Origin of the sequence: Paraburkholderia hiiakae (assembly GCF_904848665.1) — a bacterium.
In the GTDB taxonomy this organism is placed as follows: Bacteria; Pseudomonadota; Gammaproteobacteria; order Burkholderiales; family Burkholderiaceae; genus Paraburkholderia; species Paraburkholderia hiiakae.
This window is the reverse complement of sequence record NZ_CAJHCQ010000001.1, coordinates 1-17,313: the sequence shown is the minus strand read 5'-3', so window position 1 is coordinate 17,313 and position 17,313 is coordinate 1. Positions and strand designations below refer to the sequence as shown.

The 17,313-nt window shown below is 64.1% G+C and carries 17 protein-coding genes and 1 rRNA gene; 7 read left to right on the top strand and 11 right to left on the bottom strand.

What is annotated here, in order from left to right; translation table 11 throughout:
- Positions 1–4 precede the first annotated feature (4 nt).
- The 3 genes from JMY28_RS00090 to JMY28_RS00080 are packed head-to-tail and all read left to right on the top strand — an operon-like array spanning position 5 to position 2,096.
- Entirely contained in the window at positions 5–1,132 is a 1,128-nt protein-coding gene (locus JMY28_RS00090; RefSeq protein ID WP_201693530.1) for an acyl-CoA dehydrogenase family protein, read from the top strand.
- 38 nt (positions 1,133–1,170) lie between these two features.
- Positions 1,171–1,629 (top strand): MaoC family dehydratase, encoded by a 459-nt coding sequence (locus JMY28_RS00085; protein ID WP_201693529.1) that lies wholly within the window; start codon positions 1,171–1,173, stop codon positions 1,627–1,629.
- Positions 1,626–2,096 carry a MaoC family dehydratase gene (locus tag JMY28_RS00080; protein WP_201693528.1) on the top strand — a complete coding sequence of 157 codons (471 nt, stop codon included), beginning with the start codon at positions 1,626–1,628 and terminating at the stop codon, positions 2,094–2,096. The genes JMY28_RS00085 and JMY28_RS00080 overlap by 4 nt, the downstream gene beginning before the upstream one ends.
- 88 nt (positions 2,097–2,184) lie before the next feature.
- Here the strand turns inward: JMY28_RS00080 and JMY28_RS00075 are convergent, their stop codons facing one another.
- The 5 genes from JMY28_RS00075 to JMY28_RS00055 form a co-directional block, all read right to left on the bottom strand.
- Complete coding sequence (locus tag JMY28_RS00075) at positions 2,185–2,886, bottom strand: glutathione binding-like protein (protein ID WP_201693527.1); 702 nt, start codon at positions 2,884–2,886, stop codon at positions 2,185–2,187.
- Between the two features lie 126 nt (positions 2,887–3,012).
- On the bottom strand, positions 3,013–4,272 hold the full coding sequence (locus tag JMY28_RS00070) for an acyl-CoA dehydrogenase family protein (RefSeq protein ID WP_201693526.1): 1,260 nt from the start codon (positions 4,270–4,272) through the stop codon (positions 3,013–3,015).
- Positions 4,273–4,330: 58 nt separating this feature from the next.
- Entirely contained in the window at positions 4,331–5,449 is a 1,119-nt protein-coding gene (locus tag JMY28_RS00065) for a phosphotransferase (RefSeq protein WP_201693525.1), read from the bottom strand.
- 51 nt (positions 5,450–5,500) lie between these two features.
- Complete coding sequence (locus JMY28_RS00060; RefSeq protein WP_201693524.1) at positions 5,501–6,289, bottom strand: oxepin-CoA hydrolase, alternative type; 789 nt, start codon at positions 6,287–6,289, stop codon at positions 5,501–5,503.
- A complete protein-coding gene (locus tag JMY28_RS00055) occupies positions 6,286–7,848 on the bottom strand; it encodes a 3-hydroxyacyl-CoA dehydrogenase (protein WP_201693523.1) in 1,563 nt (520 codons plus the stop codon). Before JMY28_RS00055 ends, JMY28_RS00060 begins: the two co-directional genes overlap by 4 nt.
- Before the next feature lie 108 nt (positions 7,849–7,956).
- On the opposite strand from JMY28_RS00055, the gene JMY28_RS00050 reads away from it, so the two are divergent.
- Positions 7,957–8,598, top strand: a complete 642-nt coding sequence (locus JMY28_RS00050; RefSeq protein WP_201693522.1) for a glutathione S-transferase family protein — start codon at positions 7,957–7,959, stop codon at positions 8,596–8,598.
- A gap of 93 nt (positions 8,599–8,691) precedes the next feature.
- Here JMY28_RS00050 and JMY28_RS00045 read toward each other — a convergent pair whose 3' ends face one another.
- Both JMY28_RS00045 and JMY28_RS00040 read right to left on the bottom strand, forming a co-directional pair.
- On the bottom strand, positions 8,692–9,882 hold the full coding sequence (locus JMY28_RS00045) for a pyridoxal phosphate-dependent aminotransferase (RefSeq protein WP_201693521.1): 1,191 nt from the start codon (positions 9,880–9,882) through the stop codon (positions 8,692–8,694).
- A 103-nt stretch (positions 9,883–9,985) separates the two neighbouring features.
- Positions 9,986–10,501: a putative toxin-antitoxin system toxin component, PIN family gene (locus tag JMY28_RS00040; RefSeq protein WP_201693520.1), complete on the bottom strand. Its 516-nt coding sequence runs from the start codon at positions 10,499–10,501 to the stop codon at positions 9,986–9,988.
- Positions 10,502–10,565: 64 nt separating this feature from the next.
- On the opposite strand from JMY28_RS00040, the gene yaaA reads away from it, so the two are divergent.
- Together yaaA and JMY28_RS00030 are read left to right on the top strand one after the other, a co-directional pair.
- Positions 10,566–11,360 (top strand): peroxide stress protein YaaA, encoded by a 795-nt coding sequence (gene yaaA / locus JMY28_RS00035; protein WP_201693519.1) that lies wholly within the window; start codon positions 10,566–10,568, stop codon positions 11,358–11,360.
- Positions 11,361–11,389: 29 nt separating this feature from the next.
- Positions 11,390–12,553 (top strand): M14 family metallopeptidase, encoded by a 1,164-nt coding sequence (locus tag JMY28_RS00030; protein WP_201693518.1) that lies wholly within the window; start codon positions 11,390–11,392, stop codon positions 12,551–12,553.
- 83 nt (positions 12,554–12,636) lie between these two features.
- On the opposite strand, the gene JMY28_RS00025 is transcribed toward JMY28_RS00030, so the two are convergent.
- The 4 genes from JMY28_RS00025 to JMY28_RS00010 all read right to left on the bottom strand — a co-directional run bounded on the left by JMY28_RS00025 (position 12,637) and on the right by JMY28_RS00010 (position 16,550).
- A complete protein-coding gene (locus tag JMY28_RS00025; RefSeq protein ID WP_201693517.1) occupies positions 12,637–13,311 on the bottom strand; it encodes a BspC domain-containing protein in 675 nt (224 codons plus the stop codon).
- Positions 13,312–13,518: 207 nt separating this feature from the next.
- Entirely contained in the window at positions 13,519–14,193 is a 675-nt protein-coding gene (locus tag JMY28_RS00020; RefSeq protein ID WP_201693516.1) for an energy-coupling factor ABC transporter permease, read from the bottom strand.
- A gap of 10 nt (positions 14,194–14,203) precedes the next feature.
- Positions 14,204–15,139, bottom strand: a complete 936-nt coding sequence (locus JMY28_RS00015; RefSeq protein ID WP_201693515.1) for a helix-turn-helix transcriptional regulator — start codon at positions 15,137–15,139, stop codon at positions 14,204–14,206.
- Positions 15,140–15,335: 196 nt separating this feature from the next.
- On the bottom strand, positions 15,336–16,550 hold the full coding sequence (locus JMY28_RS00010) for a DUF2863 family protein (RefSeq protein ID WP_201693514.1): 1,215 nt from the start codon (positions 16,548–16,550) through the stop codon (positions 15,336–15,338).
- 674 nt (positions 16,551–17,224) lie between these two features.
- Here JMY28_RS00010 and JMY28_RS00005 point away from each other — a divergent pair.
- Positions 17,225–17,313 (top strand): 16S ribosomal RNA (locus JMY28_RS00005); the annotation flags it as partial.

The following is a 17,313-nucleotide window of genomic DNA, read 5'->3' as shown; positions in this document are numbered from 1 at the left end:
CGCAATGAACTTCAATTTCACCGAAGAGCAACAGCAACTCGCCGACGCGCTGCGTCGCTATCTCGACAAAAACTACGGCTTCGAAGCGCGCCAGGCGATCGTGAAGACGCCTGCGGGCGTATCCGGGCAGCACTGGAACGCGTTCGTCGAACTTGGTCTGACCGCGCTGCCGGTACCGACGGAGCAGGGCGGCTTCGACGGCACGCCGTTCGATATGCTCGTCGTCATGCAGGAGCTGGGCCGAGCGCTCGTGATCGAGCCTTATTGCGCAACTGCGGTGGGCGTCGAGGCGCTCAAGCTCGCGGGCGGCGCGGCTAACGCGGATAATGCGGCGCTGCTCGAACGCGTTGCCTCGGGCGAGATCAAGCTCGCCGCCGCGTTCCATGAGCCGCAGTCGCGGTACGACCTGTTCTCGCTGGAAACGCAAGCGAAGGAAACCGGCGACGGCTTCGCGCTCACCGGCACGAAATCGGTTGTGCAGCACGGTGCCCAGGCCGACTACTGGATCGTGCCGGCACGGTTCGCGGGCGAGGTGGCGCTCTTCGCCGTCGCGCGCGATGCGAAGGGCGTCGAGGTGAACGAATACCGCACAATCGACGGCCAGCGCGCCGCAACGCTGTCCTTCAAGGAAGCGCATGCGCGTCGTCTCGGCGACGCACACTCGGGCGCGGCGACGTGGGAAAAGATTGCGGACTACGCCACGTTCCTGCTGTGTTCGGAAGCCGTGGGCGCGATGGACGCGCTCAACCACGCCACGGTCGAATACACGAAAACGCGTCAGCAGTTCGGCGTGCCGATCGCGCGCTTCCAGGCGCTGCAGCACCGCATGGCCGAGATGCTGATCCACGCGGAACAGGCCCGCTCGCTGACTTATCTCGCTGCCGCGCGTTACAGTAGCGAATCAGCCGATGAGCGGCGCCGCGCGATTTCGGCGGCGAAGGTGCGCGTCGGCCAGGCGGCGCGCTTCATCGGTCAGCAGGCCGTGCAATTGCACGGCGGTATGGGTGTCACCGACGAAGTGGCGGCCGCGCATTTGTTCAAGCGTCTCGCGATCATCGAAACGACGCTCGGTGATGTCGATCATCATCTTGAACGCTTCGCCTCGCTGCCCGGTTTCGCGCAGGCAGCGTAACGCGTGGCGGCAGCAAGCAATATCAGCGGAGAGTACGGATGGGCCTGAGTTACGAAGATCTCGAAGTGGGCAAGCGCTATACGGTCGGTTCCCACACGTTTGAGCGCGACGAGGTGGTGCATTTCGCGGAGCAGTTCGATCCGCAGCCGTTCCACGTGAGCGAGGCCGGGGGCGAGGCGTCGATGTTTGGCGGCCTCGTCGCGAGCGGTTGGCATACCTGCTCGGTCATGATGGGCATGCTTGTGCGCAACTTCCTGAAGGACTCGACTTCGATGGGCTCACCTGGCGTCGACGAGATTCGCTGGCTCAAGCCCACGCGCGTAGGCGACACGCTCACGATGACCAACACGATCGTGGGCAAGCGGGTTTCGGCGAGCAAGCCCGATCGCGGCATCGTCGAAACGCAGTGGGAAGGCCATAATCAGCACGGCGAACTGATCGTGGTCGTGCGTTCGAAGGCGCTCTTCGGCCTTCGCCACCCGGGGAGCGCATCGTGAGCGAGAGCGACATCACGCAGATTGCCGACGCGGCGGCGTTGCGCGCGCTGGTCGGCGCGGGGCCGCTCGTGAGTAGCTGGCGCGAAGTGAGCGAGGCGGACGTGCACGGTTTTGCCGATGCCACGGGCGACCATCAGTGGATCCACATCGACGCCGAACGTGCGCGCCGCGAGTCGCCATTCGGCGGCCCAATTGCGCACGGCTTTCTCACGCTTTCGCTGATTCCTGTGCTGCTCGGCGGAACGCTGCACATGCGCCAGCGCATGGGCGTGAACTACGGGCTCAACCGCGTGCGCTTCACGCAGCCGGTGCCCGTGGGCGCGAAGGTGCGTGCGCGTATCGCGGTGAAAGAAGTGAGCGACGTGGAAGGCGGCGGCGTGCAGGTCGCGTGGGATGTGAGCATCGAGCGCGAAGGCAGCGAGCGCCTCGCTTGCGTGGCCGAGTTCATCACGCGGCATTACTTCTGAAGTTGTTGCGTGCTCAACGAAAGGGGGCGCTCCGCTGCAAGGCGAGCGCCCCTTTAGTTTTGCCTGGACCTCAGCGCAATCAGCGTAATCAGTGCCTGGCGTATTGCGTCGCGCCGAAGAGCATTTCCTTCGCTTTGTCGTCCATGAGCGGCTTGCGCGCATTCGCGAGCACTTCGACGCCACGCTTGACCGCAGGCCGCGCCGCGATCGCCTCGTGCCAGCGCTTCACGTTGGGCAGCGAATCGAGATCGATGCCCTGGTTTTGCCAGGAGCGCGTCCACGGGAAAGCGGCGATATCCGCGATGGTGTACTCGTCGCCGGCCAGATATTCAGTCTTTTCCAGCTGCGTTTCCATCACGTTATAGAGGCGCTTGGCTTCGTTCGTGTAGCGATTGACCGCATAGTCGATCTTCTCGGGCGCGTAGATGCGGAAGTGGTGTGCCTGCCCGAGCATGGGGCCGAGGCCGCCCATCTGGAACATCACCCATTGCAGCACGTCGTAGCGCGCAGCGAGGTCTTCAGGCATGAAGCGGCCCGTTTTCGCCGCGAGATAAATCAGGATCGCACCCGACTCGAACAGCGAAAACGGCTGGCCGTCGGCACGGCGCGGGCCTTCGGAGTCGGTAATGGCGGGAATCTTGTTGTTCGGGCTGATGGCGAGGAATTCGGCCTTGAACTGGTCGCCCGCCCCGATATCGACCGGATGCACCCGGTATTCGAGGCCGGTTTCCTCGAGCAGGATATGGACTTTGTGGCCATTCGGCGTGGCCCAGCTGTAGACGTCGATCATCGTGGCTCCTTGGCACCATGAAGGAAGGCGCCGCGATAGTGCGCGCGACGCCGGATCTGGCGCAAATTAGCATAGATCGGCGTCGCTCGCAGAGGGCGGCCGAGCGCCCCTGCTGCACTTGTGGACTTACGAGCGCGTGACCGGCATTTCCACGCGTGATGCCGCGCCCGCGTCCATATGGCGCGCGAGTTCGAGCTTGGCGATGGCGTTGCGGTGCACTTCGTCGGGGCCATCCGCAAAGCGCAGCGTACGCGCCGAAGCGTACGAGTAGGCCAGCGGGAAGTCGCCGCTCACGCCCGCCGCGCCGTGCACCTGCATCGCCCAGTCGATCACCTGGCAGGCCATGTTCGGCGCGACCACCTTGATCATCGCGATCTCGCCGCGCGCGCCCTTGTTGCCGACGGTGTCCATCATGTACGCCGTCTTGAGTGTGAGCAGGCGCGCCTGCTCGATCATGCAGCGCGCTTCGGCAATGCGCTCCTGCGTGACGGTCTGCTGGGCGACCGGCTTGCCGAACGCCACGCGCGAGAGGGCGCGTTTCGCCATGAACTCGAGCGCACGCTCAGCGAGACCGATGAGGCGCATGCAGTGATGGATGCGGCCCGGTCCGAGGCGTCCTTGCGCGATCTCGAAGCCACGCCCTTCGCCCAGCAAGATGTTCGATGCGGGCACGCGTACGTTTTCGAGCGTGATTTCCATGTGGCCGTGCGGCGCGTCGTCGTAACCGAATACCGTGAGCGGGCGGCGCACGGTGATGCCGGCCGCATCCGAGGGTACGAGGATCATCGACTGTTGCGCATGGCGCGGTGCGTCGGGATCGGTCTTGCCCATCAGGATATAGATCGCGCAGCGCGGGTCGCCCGCGCCCGACGACCACCACTTCGTGCCGTTGATCACGTAATCGTCGCCGTCGCGTTCGATGCGCGTCTGGATGTTCGTCGCGTCCGACGAGGCCACGTCGGGCTCGGTCATCAGAAACGCCGAGCGGATCTGGCCCGCTAGCAGCGGCGCGAGCCATTGCTGCTTGTGTGCCTCGCTGCCGTAGCGCTCGATTGTCTCCATGTTGCCGGTGTCGGGCGCGCTGCAGTTGAACACTTCGGGCGCCCAGTGCACGCGGCCCATGATTTCGCACAGCGGCGCATATTCGAGGTTCGTGAGGCCCGCGCCGCGCTCGGAGGCGGGCAGGAACAGGTTCCATAGTCCGGCCGCGCGCGCCTTCTCCTTCAAGTGCTCGACGATTTGCGTGGGCACCCACGGGTTGCCGTTCGCGCGATTGCGCTCGACTTCCTCATGGAAGACCGTCTCGTTCGGATAAATGTGTTCGTCGAAGAACGCGAGCAGTTTCTCGCGCAGCGCCTGCACTTTCGGGGAGTAATCGAAATTCATCGGTGACCTCGCAATGCGATGCAGTGACAGTGAAAGATAAGTCGTTCTCGTATGCGTTTTAGCGAACCTTCTGCGCGTAGCGCCAGGCGAGTTCGGCCATGGGCTTCGCGCGGCGGCCTGCGTCGATTGCCTGCGCGCTCGCGGCGGTGCCGTCCACCACGCGTTTCATGATGCCCTGCAGGATCGCCGCGATCCGGAACATGTTGTAGGCAAGATAGAAGTTCCAGTCGCTGCGAATCTCGAGGCCGGCGCGCTCGCAATAGCGCGCGACGTACTGGGCCTCGTCGGGAATGCCGAGCGCCTGCCAGTCGAGCCCGGCAATGCCGCGGAACTGTGCGGGATCGACGTGCCAGGCCATGCAGTGATACGAAAAGTCGGCGAGCGGGTCGCCGAGTGTGGAGAGTTCCCAGTCGAGCACGGCCAGTACGCGCGGTTCGCTCGGGTGGAAGATCAGGTTGTCGAGGCGGTAGTCGCCATGCACGACCGATACGCGTGCACCTGCATCGTCCGGCATGTGTTTCGGCAGCCATTCGATCAGGTGATGCATTGCGTCGATGCGTTCGGTTTCCGAGGCCTGATACTGACGGCTCCAGCGATCGATCTGGCGTGCGAAATAATTGCCGGGCTTGCCGTAGTCGACGAGGCCCACGGCATCGGGCTTCACGTTGTGGAGCGCGGCGATCACGCGGTTCATCTCGTCGTAGATCGCGCCGCGTTCTTCGCGCGTCATGCCGGGCAGCGACTGGTCCCAGAGCACGCGGCCCTCGACGAACTCCATCACATAGAATGCGCGGCCGATCACCGATTCGTCGTCGCAGAGCGCGAGCATTTTCGCGACCGGTACGTCGGTTGCGGCGAGCGCATCCATCACGCGGTATTCGCGTTCGATCGCGTGCGCGGAGGGCAGCAGTTTCGCCTTGGGGCCTGGCTTGGCGCGCATCACATAGGTGCGCCCGGGCGTGACGAGCTTGAACGTCGGGTTCGACTGGCCGCCGGCGAACTGCTCGATCGTGAGCGGGCCTTTGAAGCCTTCCACGTGAGCGGTGAGCCAGGCGGTCAGCGCCTCGGTGTCGAAGCGCTGGCGCTCGGCAACCGGGCGCGTGCCTTCGAACGCCGAGTAGTCGGTGCGCGTTTGCGCGGCTTTTTGCGTGTCTCCATCCGGGGTGGCTTGCGCCATATTCGTCTCCCTTCTCCTGATTCTCCTGTGGGCCGCCGCGCTCGAGCGTGTTTACTTGTAGACGGGAGCGCGCTTTTCGAGGAACGCGGTAATGCCTTCGAGGCCGTCGCGGTGATGGAGCGACGCGACGAAACTGTCGCGCTCCGCGGCGAGCTGCGCTTCGAGCGGTTGCGTGTCCGCGACGTTCGTCAAACCCTTGATGCGAGCCGCCGAATTGGGCGAGATCTTCGCCAGTTCGTCGGCCCAGGCAAGCGCCGTGTCGAGTGCCGTTTGCGGTTTCGCGAGCCGGTTCACCACGCCCAGTTCCGCGAGACGCGCGGCGCCAATCGGCTTGCCTTCCACCATCAGCTCGAACGCGAGCGCGCGCGGCAGTGAGCGCGCGAGGAACCACGAGCCGCCGCCGTCGGGCGTCAGACCCACGCGCGAATAGGCCATGACGAACTTCGCATCATCGGCGGCGACGAGCAGGTCGGCGGCGAGCGCGAGCGAGAAGCCCGCGCCGGCGGCTGCGCCTTCCACTGCCGCGATGATCGGCTTGCTCGACTGGCGCATGGCGGTGACCCAAGCGGCGAGCATGTCGATACTGGCGGCCTGCACCGAAGGGTCCTTCGCGCGGTTTTCGAGCAGGCGATTGAGGTTGCCGCCCGCGCAGAAAAAGTTGTCGGCGCCCGTCAGGACGATCGCGCGCAGCGACGGGTCGCGCTCGGCGGCGTCGAAGGCTTCAATCGCCGCAGCGTACATGTCGGGATGCAGCGCGTTGCGTGCGCCGGGGTTCGACAGCGTGAGGACGAGTGTCGATTCGTGGCCTTGCGGGCGGGTGCTGCGGAGTTCGGCGCTCATTGCGGTGCCTCGTTCGATGCGTTGATGTCTGCTGCTTCTGCTTGCGTCAGTGAAAGGCCGAGCTGCGCGCGTCGCGCAAGCCACGGCGACGGGCGATAGCGCGGATCGCCGAGCACGGCGTGGATGTTGCGCAGGATCGTGAGGATCGTGCGTGCGCCCAGCGCGTCGCCGAGCGCGAGCGGGCCGCGCGGATAACCGAGCCCGAGCGTGACCGCGAGATCGATGTCGCGGGGCGTTGCGATCTGCTTCTGCGCGATGTCGCAACCGATATTGACGATCGTCGCAACGATGCGCTGCGCGACGAAGCCCGTCGAATCGCGGATCACCGTGACTGGCACACCGTCGGCGGCGAAGAGCGCGTGGCCAGCGTCGCGTGCTTCGCGCGTGGTGGCGGGCGTCGTCATCAGCGTGCGGCGCTTCGCAGCGTCCAGCGGAAACAGCGTATCGATGGCGACGACGCGGCACGCGTCGAGTTGCTCGTCGAGCGCGGCGGTCGTGGCGTCGAGGCCGAGTGGCGCGACCACGATCAGCGCGTCGGCGGCGGGCGTATCGCCTTCGTCAACGGCCACACCGGCTTTCAACGCGAGGGCGATGACGGCGTCACGCGCGGCGGCGTTGCTGCGGCTCATCCAGACGCGCGCGGGCAGCGCAGTGGGCGCTACGAGCTCGTCGGGCACCTGCTGCTTGCCATCGACATAGCGATAGAAACCTTCGCCCGCCTTGCGGCCAACCAGGCCGCCCGCGAGCCGCACGCCCGTAATGGGCGAGGGCGTGAAGCGCGGCTCCTCATAGAACTGGTGATAGATCGACTCCATCACCGGATGCGACACATCGAGCGCGGTGAGGTCGAGCAGCTCGAACGGCCCGAGCCGGAAGCCCGCCTGCTCGCGCATGATGCGATCGATCTCGACGAAGCTCGCCACGCCTTCGCCCGCCACGCGCAGGCCTTCGGTGTTCATGCCGCGGCCCGCGTGATTGACGATGAAGCCGGGCATATCCTTCGCGCGCACCGGCGTGTGGCCCATGCGGCGCGCGAGCGCCATTAGCGCATCGCCGGCGGCGGGATCGCTGCGCAGCCCGTCGATCACTTCGACCACCTTCATGAGCGGCACGGGGTTGAAAAAGTGATAGCCTGCGACGCGCGACGGGTCGCTACACGCGGCGGCGATGGCGGTAATAGAGAGGGAAGAGGTGTTCGAAACGAGCAGGCAGCGCTCGCCCACCACGGTTTCGAGCTCGCGAAACAGCGTACGTTTGGCCTCGAGATTCTCGACGATCGCTTCGATCACGAGATCGCAGACCGCGAGTTCGTCGAGCGTGTGCGCGCCGGTCATGCGTTCGAGCGCGGCCTTGGCGGCGGGCTCGTCGAGCTTGCCTTTTGCCGCGAGTTTCGCGAAGGTGTCGGCGAGATAATCGCGCGCGGCGGCGACCGCGTGCGGGTTCGTGTCGTAGAGGCGCACGGCGAGGCCCGCCTGCGCGGCGATCTGGGCAATACCCCGGCCCATCGCGCCGGTGCCGACTATGCCGATTGTCTCAATGTTGAAATGATGTGAAGTCATTGGAAGCCTGGCTCCATGATTGGCCTAGAATAGCACGGTCGTACAATTGTATGAAAACGGTTCGGCCGTTCCGGCAACGGAACTGCCCTTCTCAAGGAGGCAATAAGGATGATCAAGCTGCACGGGTTCGCGCTTTCGAATTACTACAACAAGGTCAAGCTCTTGATGCTCGAACACGGTATCGCGTTCGAAGAGGTGCCGAACAAACTGCCGCTCGAAGAGGCGCTGCTCGCGCAGTCGCCGGCCGGCAAGGTGCCTTTTATCGAAACGGAACAGGGTTTTTTGTGCGAGTCGCAAGTGATCGTCGAGTATCTGGCGGCGCGCTTTCCAGACAAGCACATTTTCGCGGCGGATCCGTGGCAGGCGGCGAAGGAGCGTGAACTCATCGTTTTCATCGAGACGCATCTCGAGCTCAACGCGCGCGAGCTTTACGGCGAGGCGTTCTTTGGAGGAAAGGTGACCGAAGAGGTCAAGGCGACCATGGAAAAGCGGCTGCGCCGTTATGCGGTGGCCTTCAGGCGGATTGCCAGGTTCGCGCCTTACGTGGCGGGCGATCGATTCGGCGTGGCCGATGCTGCTGCGTTCGTGAGCTTGCCGCTCGTGGGACGCACGACGCAGGCGGTGTATGGCAGCGATTTCCTTGCCGACGCAGGCATCGACTGGAAGTCGTATATCAAGCTGGTCGGCGAGCACCCGGCGGCGCAGCGCGTCAACGCCGACCGCAAGGCCTATATCGAGGCGAACTCGTAAGTGATGCGGCGCCTTGCAATGCGCCGCGCATGCTCTCGCGCGCGATGATCGGGAACGCACTGCCGTTCGCGGAATCATCGCGCGCGAAGCACGTCAGAGTCGCGCGAGCCGCTCGAGCGCGGTCGCGAGCGTGTTTTCCTGCTTGGCGAAGCAAAAGCGCACCACGCCCGATTCGTGCGCCTCGTGATAGAACGCCGAAACCGGAATCGCGGCCACGCCGATTTCAGCGGTGAGCCACTTCGAGAATTCCGCTTCGGGCAGATCGCTGATCGCCGAATAATCCACGCACTGGAAGTAGGTGCCTTCACACGGCAGCAGCTTGAAGCGTGTGTTGGCGAGGCCCGCGCGGAAGAAGTCGCGCTTCTTCTGATAGAACGCGGGCAGTTCCAGATACGGTTTGGGATTGCGCAAATATTGCGCGAGGCCGAATTGCATCGGCGTGTTCACGGTGAACACATTGAACTGATGCACCTTGCGGAACTCGGCCGTGAGCGGCGCGGGCGCGGCCACATAGCCCACCTTCCAGCCCGTCACGTGATAGGTCTTGCCGAAGCTCGACACGATCAAGCTGCGCGCGGCCAGTTCCGGATAGCGCGCGACGCTCTCGTGCGGCTGACCGTCATAGACCATGTGCTCGTACACCTCGTCGGAGAGGACCAGCACGTTGGTGCCGCGCACGATCTCCTCGAGCTTTTGCATATCCTCGGCGCGCCACACCGTGCCCGTGGGGTTGTGCGGCGTGTTGATGAGGATGAGGCGCGTTCTCGGCGTGATGGCCGCGGCGAGGCGGTCGAACGGAATCGCGTAGTCGGGCGCTTCGAGCGTGACGAACACGGGCTTGCCGCCCGCCAGTTCGATCGACGGCAGATAGCTGTCGTAGGTCGGCTCGACCACGATGACTTCGTCGCCGGCGTGCACGGTCGCGAGAATCGCCGTGAGCAGCGCTTGCGTGGCGCCCGCCGTCACCGTGATCTCGCTGTTGGCGTCGTAGCGACGACCGTACACATGCTCGATCTTGTCCGCGATCGCCTCGCGCAGCGCGGCGATGCCGGCCATCGGCGGGTACTGGTTATGGCCCTCGCGCATGGCTTGCGCGACGGCGTCGACGATCCGTGCGTCGCAATCGAAGTCGGGAAACCCCTGACCCAGGTTGACCGCGCCCTTTTCGGCGGCGAGCGCGCTCATCACGGTGAAGATCGTCGTGCCGACGTTTGGCAGACGCGACGGAAAAGAGGGCGTGAGCAGGGTGTCCTGCGAATTCTGCGTGGGATGCGGTGCGTTCATGTCGCGTGCGGAAGTCAGACGTTGGAACGGGAAAGGTTGATTGTAGGCAAATCGGCGTGGCTGCGGTGATCCGGCCGGGCGCGTGCGCCGTGGTGCGCTGTCCTCAGGACTGCGCCGCTTGAGCGGCGCTTTGCACGCATTCGGCGACGAAGGCGTCGGGCGTCGCGATGCGAAAGCCGAAGTCGCGCGCCACGCGCCTCGCGAGCTTGAGCACCGCGCGGTCCTTCGAGACGAGCCACTGTGCGCCGCTCGCACGCGCCAGTTCCAGAAATTTCTGGTCGTCGCGGTCGCGGCATTGGGGCAGGGGCCGCGCGTCAGCGGGAAGCTCGGGCAATTCGATCAGCGCGACGAGCCCGGCTAGCGCGGCGAGTGCGTCCGCTTTCGCGACGCCGCGGCCGGCGAACTGCGGATAGTCGAGCACGTGGGCCAGCTCGGCCCGGCAGCGTTCATCGATCAGCGCCCGGATGGCACCGCGCTCGAGCGCCTCGCGAATCGGGCGCGTGTGCGGGTCGTCGAACACGAGAATATCGAGCCAGACGTTGGAGTCGAGAACCACGGGAAGCGCCGGTGCGGCGGCGGACGAAAGGGATGCTGCTGTCGGGGGCGTGAGGCCGGTCATTCGTGAATTCGCTACAATCGGGCTTTCGCCTTTGAACATCGGCACGTCGTGCCTGCAAGCCTCTATGATAATCGTTCTGTCGCCGGCCAAATCGCTCGACTATGACACGCCGGCGCACATCGAAACCCACACCATCCCCGATTTCGTCGACGACGCAGCCGAGCTGATCGCGGGCCTGCGTCGCCTCTCGCCGCAACAGATCGGATCGCTCATGAGCATTTCCGACCCGCTCGCGCGCCTGAATTTCCAGCGCTATGCCGACTGGTCGAAGCAGTTCAGCCAGACCAACGCGAAACAAGCCGTGCTCGCGTTCAACGGCGACGTCTATGAAGGCTTCGACGCGAAGTCGCTCTCGCCGGCGGATCTCGACTATGCGCAACAGCACGTGCGCGTGCTCTCGGGGCTCTATGGCTTGCTGCGTCCGCTCGACCTGCTTCAGCCTTATCGTCTCGAAATGGGCACGCGTTTCGAAAACGCGCGCGGCAAGGATCTCTATGCATTCTGGGGCGAGCGCATCACGCACGCGATCAATGCGCAGATCGAGCGCAATCGGGAAGTCGCGGCGAGGAGCGCCAACGTGCTGGTGAACTGCGCGTCGAACGAGTATTTCAAGGCCGTGAAGCCGAAGAAGCTCGCCGCGCCGGTCATCACGCCGGTATTCGAAGACTGGAAGGGCGGGCGCTACAAGATCATCAGCTTCCACGCGAAGCGGGCGCGCGGGTTGATGGCGCGTTACGCCGTCGAGAACCGCGTTGTTGAACCCGAAGCGCTCAAGGCGTTCGACGTGGAAGGCTATGCATTCGATGCGGATGCATCGAACGATTCGACCTATGTATTTCGTCGGCGCATCGCCGAGTAAGTGAACAAGCAAGCCGGAAGGAAAAGACTATGACAATTGCCATCACCAGCCAGTTCGATGCGGGCGCGATCGAAGTTCTGTCGAGCGAGCGCGCCGACGACATCCGTCTGCGCGTGCGGGCGGACAACCAGTCCGACTTCGCGCAATGGTTCTACTTCCGCGTGTCGGGTGTGCGCGGCGAACGCTGCGTGATGACGTTCGAAAATGCGTCGGCCTGTGCATTTCCCGAGGGCTGGCGCGACTACCAGGCCGCGGCGAGCTACGACCGCGTGAACTGGTTCCGCGTGCCGACCACCTATGACGGCAAGCAGCTCGTCATCGACCACACGCCCGACTTCGACAGCATCTACTACGCGTACTTCGAGCCGTATAGCGAAGAGCGACACGCGGAGTTCCTCGGCTCGCTTCAGCAACTGCCGCACGCCGCGCTCACGGAACTCGGTCAGAGCGTGGAAGGCCGTCCCATGTCGTTGCTCTCGCTCGGCATGCCGGGCGATACCGCGCCTGACGGCAAGCCCAAGAAGACTGTCTGGATCATCGCGCGCCAGCATCCGGGCGAGAGCATGGCCGAGTGGTTCGTGGAAGGCCTGGTCAAGCGGCTCGCCGGCTGGGGCGACTGGGCGGGCGATCCGGTCGCGCGCAAGCTGTACGACCGGGCCGTGTTCCATATCGTGCCGAACATGAATCCGGACGGCAGCGTGCACGGTAATTTGCGCACCAACGCCGTGGGCGCGAACCTGAACCGCGAGTGGATGGAGCCGGACGCGCAGCGCAGCCCCGAGGTGCAGGTCGTGCGCGATGCGATCGAAGCCACGGGCGTGGATCTTTTCTTCGACATCCACGGCGACGAGACGCTGCCGTATGTATTCGTGGCGGGTTCGGAAATGCTGCCAGGCTTTACCGATCAGCAACGCACGGAGCAGAAGGCGTTCATCGAGGCGTTCAAGGTGGCGAGCCCAGACTTCCAGGATCAGCACGGCTACGAGGCGAGCCGCTACCGCGAAGACGCGCTCAAGCTCGCATCGAAGTTTATTGGTCATCGCCATGGCTGCCTGTCCCTCACGCTCGAGATGCCGTTCAAGGACAACGCCAATCTGCCCGACGAACGCGTAGGCTGGAATGGCGAGCGCAGCGCCGCGCTCGGCGCTGCGATGTTGCAGGCCATTTTGCATCACGTGGAGACGTTTGCGTAACGGCGTCTTGGCCACGCAGGCATTAAAAAGGGGGAAGCGGCCAGGCCGTTTCCCCCTTTTTGCATCGAGAGCACCGACGACTTTCAGTGAGCCGTCGTCTTCTTCTTGGAAGTCGTTTTCTTTGCAGTGGATTTCGTTGTCGATTTCGTCGATTTGCTGGCCGACTTCGTGCCACTCGTCGACGACTTGTGGCTCGACTTGCCCGGTGTCCCCTTCTTCGAACCGGTGGCCTTCTTGGTCGAATGCTTGCCCTTAGCGTGTGCGCCGCCCTGCGACGCCGTGCCGCGCTCGCTGCGGGCGTGCGCTGGCGGGACGGGATCGTTCCAGCTGAACGCGAGCATCTGCTGCCCGACGTAGCCGCAGCGAAACTTCAGATCGTAGGGCGCATTGCCGCTATCTTTGGGAATGCCGATGCCGTCGACGGTCACGATCGTGTCGACCTTCACGCGCTGCTTGCCTTCGTCGAATGAGTCGTTCCACGGCGTCATGCTCGAGTGCGCACTGTCGAACGAACTCGGCGGAAACTCGACGTGATCGAGCGCCGCCGACGTGCTTGCTACGAAATCGCCGTGCGCCGCGCAGTCCGCGACTAGCGGGTCCGCGTGCAGCTGGGTGACGAACTGATTGACGAGATTGTTGTGTTGATCGAGTTGATCGGCCCGCGCGGCTGGCGCGACGATGAGCATGAGGCTCGCGGCGCACGCCGCCAGTTGACCGGCTACGAACAACAGCCGGCGGGATGCATGGTTGCAGTCCATCTGCTTACTAGGGAAGAGGGTGTGACATCAGGCACCGTAAGATGCGGCACAGCCGGGTTGAGTTCAATCCGGAAACAATTATTTTCTTCTGTCTGAGCGGAGGGATCGGCGCAAGCGCTGCTACGTATGCACTGCCGGCCGATCGCGACGTGTCGTCGCGCCCGCCATCACCTTGCTGGCGGCGGAGCTATCGGCGCAAGCAGCGGCTCAGGTCCGCGGCCCGCCCAACCGATAGCGGCGCACGTCGTACGTGGTGACCCAGGTCGGCCGGTAGACGGCAATCAACGCCGTTGCCATGCCCGTGAACCAGGCTTCACCCGAAGCGAGCAGAAACACGCTAAATGCATAACCCGCGGGCACGGTGATCGCTGATCCACCGTTGAGTGCGACATGGGTGCCGAGCGCGAGATAAGCCGCCGCCGAAACGGCGATGGCCGGCGAGACGAAACCCTGGCCGACGATGAACATGAAGAGGTTGCGCGGCAGCCACGCAGTGCAGGCGCGTTGCAGCAGCGCCGAAATCGCGACAGGGAACGCGCCGAATATCAGGAAGGTGAGGGCGATGCCTTCCCAAGGGGCGTCGAAGACGAGTGCGGCGAGCCCCACGACGACGCCCATGGCGACGAGCGCGAGCCCCCAGTCGAATAGCGTAACCACGAGCGTGGCGCCGAGCAGGTGCAGCACGGTGCCGTCTTCAAGCCACGCGTTGCTCGCCCACAGCACCGAGATCGCGACGACGATCGCGAGCCACACGTGCTGGAGCGTCGCGTCCTGAAGACGCTTGAAGGGGTTCTTCCACAGCGCGAGCGCGAGCAACACCGCGGTGACAATGCAGGCACCGACAGCAACCCAGAGCGGAAGCGGCGTAAATAGGAACCCCATGGGCTTCATATTACTCGTTGGAGGGCAAGACGTGTGCGCGAGCGAGCACCAGGGCTTCCTCGTCCGCGCTCTCGCTGGCGTCCTGGGCCTCGACGGGACGCACCTGCTGCGCCGCGGCAGGGTCGCCATAAGGCGCCTGCGGCTCCGCCGCGATGGGCAACGGCTCCGCACTGTCGCCTGACAGCAACGGATAGCGAAACGCCAGATCCTCGCGCGCGCGCAACGGCACCGGGCCGTGCTCGCCGTGCCTGGGCTTCGCCGGCCGCTCGCACTGCGCGCGCAGCACCTGCAGATGGTTCGCGAGCAATCCGTTGTAGATCGCGACGGCCGCCGCGCGATTGGGCGCGCCGAGTTGCTGAAAGATGCTTGTCAGATGGACTTTCACCGTGCCCTCGCTGATGCCGAGCGCTCTCGCGATCATCTTGTTCGTATTGCCCATATGGACGCAGCGCAGGATCTGCTCCTGTCGCGGCGACAAGTGGACCTTTGGGCGCACCCTGCGGGCCTGTGCGGCGGCCTTGGCGTTGCGCCGGGGCGGCAGGGGCCAAGGCGTGCACGGACCGAGCACGTCGGCGGGCAGATGATCACCGCCGAGCATGATCAGTTCCAGAAACTTCACGATCAGGATGGAGTCCGTTGTGCGCCGGATGATGCCGCGGGCGCCTTCGTCGATGAGCGCTCGCACGCTCGTGGGCGTCTCGGTGCTGTCTACCAGGATGGCCACGGGCAGGCTGCGGTGCCGCATGACAAAGTGACGCAACTCGCCGGCGCGAATGCCGTCGTGCCAGTCGATCACGATCAGGTTTGGGGTGAAGCGTTGCATGGCGCGCTCAGCGCTGCGCCAGTCCGGCGCGTCATTGAAGCGTGCGCGACGGTCGATTTGTCTTAACAGCGCCTTGAGCCCTTCACGCCTTTCGGCGTCCGGATTGAGTACAACGAACCGCATGGATTTGCCCTCCTCTCGTTGACGGTCTCTCGAAATGTTGTGCAACGCGCACCGCTTCTACGTGGCGGTGAACTAGACCAACACCACCATGATGACAAAAAGGTCGAGCGCTGGCGGCCTGTCCAAAAGGCATAAGACATAGGGCAAAAAAAAGTCCCGCACACAGGCGGGACCGGGTAGGAATTTTGGAGTTGTCTTAGTGGAAGTGTGGCTGTACAGGCTCAGCATCTTCCGGCATCTCGGCGTGGACGATCTCGCCGAGTGGATCCGCATAGAGCGGAACGCCGCAGTCATCGCAATATTCCGGCTCGAAACGGCCGGCGTGACGACGGATGTCGGTGATACCCGATTCCTTCAACAGCGCAACGATCTCTTCGAGCGGACCACTGCTGACACTCTCCTCGGTCGGTTCTTCGTCGATGTCGGCGTCGCCGTTCTCGCGGCCATAGAGCGGCCAGACCACGCCATACAGCACATCATTGCTGCCGCGCTTCGTGAAGCCGATGCGGTATTCGTCGATACGGCGCTCGCCGAAGCCGGCGACGACGGCGCGCAAGTCCTGCGCGCCCGCGCCGATCGTGTCGAGCAGATAGCGCACCGCGGTGCGAATCGTGTGCGGGCGCACGCGCTCGTCCGCGTCGCGGCAGGCGGAGTAGTAGGCGTCCGGCAGCAGGCACTCGAATTCGCAGCCCGGCATGACGACGGCAAGGTTGGCGCCGCCCTGAGTGGCCCATTGCTCCAGGCATTGACCGCGCTCAATGCGCGAGCCGTGCTCCTCTTCCTGCCAGCGGAAGAGCGGGGCGCCGACGGGTGCTGCGACGACAGCGAGCAGGAAACGCGGATCGGCGAGGATCGGTGACGTTTCCGGCAATTCACCCGAGCTGATTTTCGGCGGTGCGCCGCTCAGCGCCGCCTGCGTAAGTTGTTGTGCGAGGCGCCAGGTTTCGACATGGTGGCGCGGCAACTGGTCGATGCTATAGAGATAAGGGGCCATCGCGACGCGCGTGCCGTTCGCGAGCACGTGGGCCTGCAGATGGGTGCGCAGCGCGTCTGCCCCCTCGGCCTTCAGCGGGCCCGAAGGGATGACATAGCGCGTCCAGGCCAGCACCGGCGCGGCGACGAGCAACGCCTCGTATTGCACGCCGTCGTGTTCGACGATGAACGATTCGCTGTGCGTCTCGGCCATATCGGCAAGCGCGCCGTAGGCGTCCGGGTGATTCTGCTGCAGATGATCGAGCGCGGCGTCGAGCGTAGTCTGATTGCCGTTGCGCACGACCTTCGCTAGCAGCGTGTCGAGCTTGGCCTCCCAGAAGCGGTCTTCGGTGCGGCTGCCCGAGGCGAACAGGGCGAGCGAGAGGCCGACGAGCTTGTCGGCGTCAGGAGGAAGGCGTTTGGCGATTCGCGAGCGCATAAATCTGTGAGTTGGGGTGCAGAGAACCCTATATTCTAGTCGGTTCCGTGCGCGCCATCGGATTGGACAGCAGGGGCGCGTCGGATGGGCGCGGGCGCGATGCGTGATCGTCGTTGGCGCGGACTCGGAAGGTACCGGCCGGAGGCACTATGGCGACTGCTATATGGAGCAGGCAAGCCGTGTTCAGTCCGGCTTTGCTAGCCCGTCAAAAAACCGCTTGCAAGATGTCACCTGCATGACTAGAATTCCGGTCTTTCGCGCTTTCGATGAAGGCGCGGGGAGACGGGAAGCCCGGGCGAAAGCCTTGTGGCGACTGGGTCTGCGGGTGACTGGAAGTTGAGCGGCAGGGTGAAGGAAGTAAAAAAACCTGTTGACAGATCGCCGGGCAGTCTTCAGAATCTCGTTTCTCTGCTGCTGACGCAGCAACGCAGAAAACGCCGGGCAGTAACGCAGTTTGTCGGTGGTTTTCGCGATCGATCTTTAAAAATTTACAGCCGATAAGTGTGGGCGCTTGATGCGGTGGCGGCCTGACCTTGTTCTCCGGAGCGAGGTCGGGAGCAGCAAAAGTATCAAGAGTCTCACACTAAAGTAAGTCAGGTTCTTGAATTTATTCAATGACCTGTCAGCTTTGAGTGAGCGACCGGTTCGAGAGAACCGAAAACAGTAACAGGTTTAAACTGAAGAGTTTGATCCTGGCTCAGATTGAACGCTGGCGGCATGCCTTACACATGCAAGTCGAACGGCAGCACGGGTGCTTGCACCT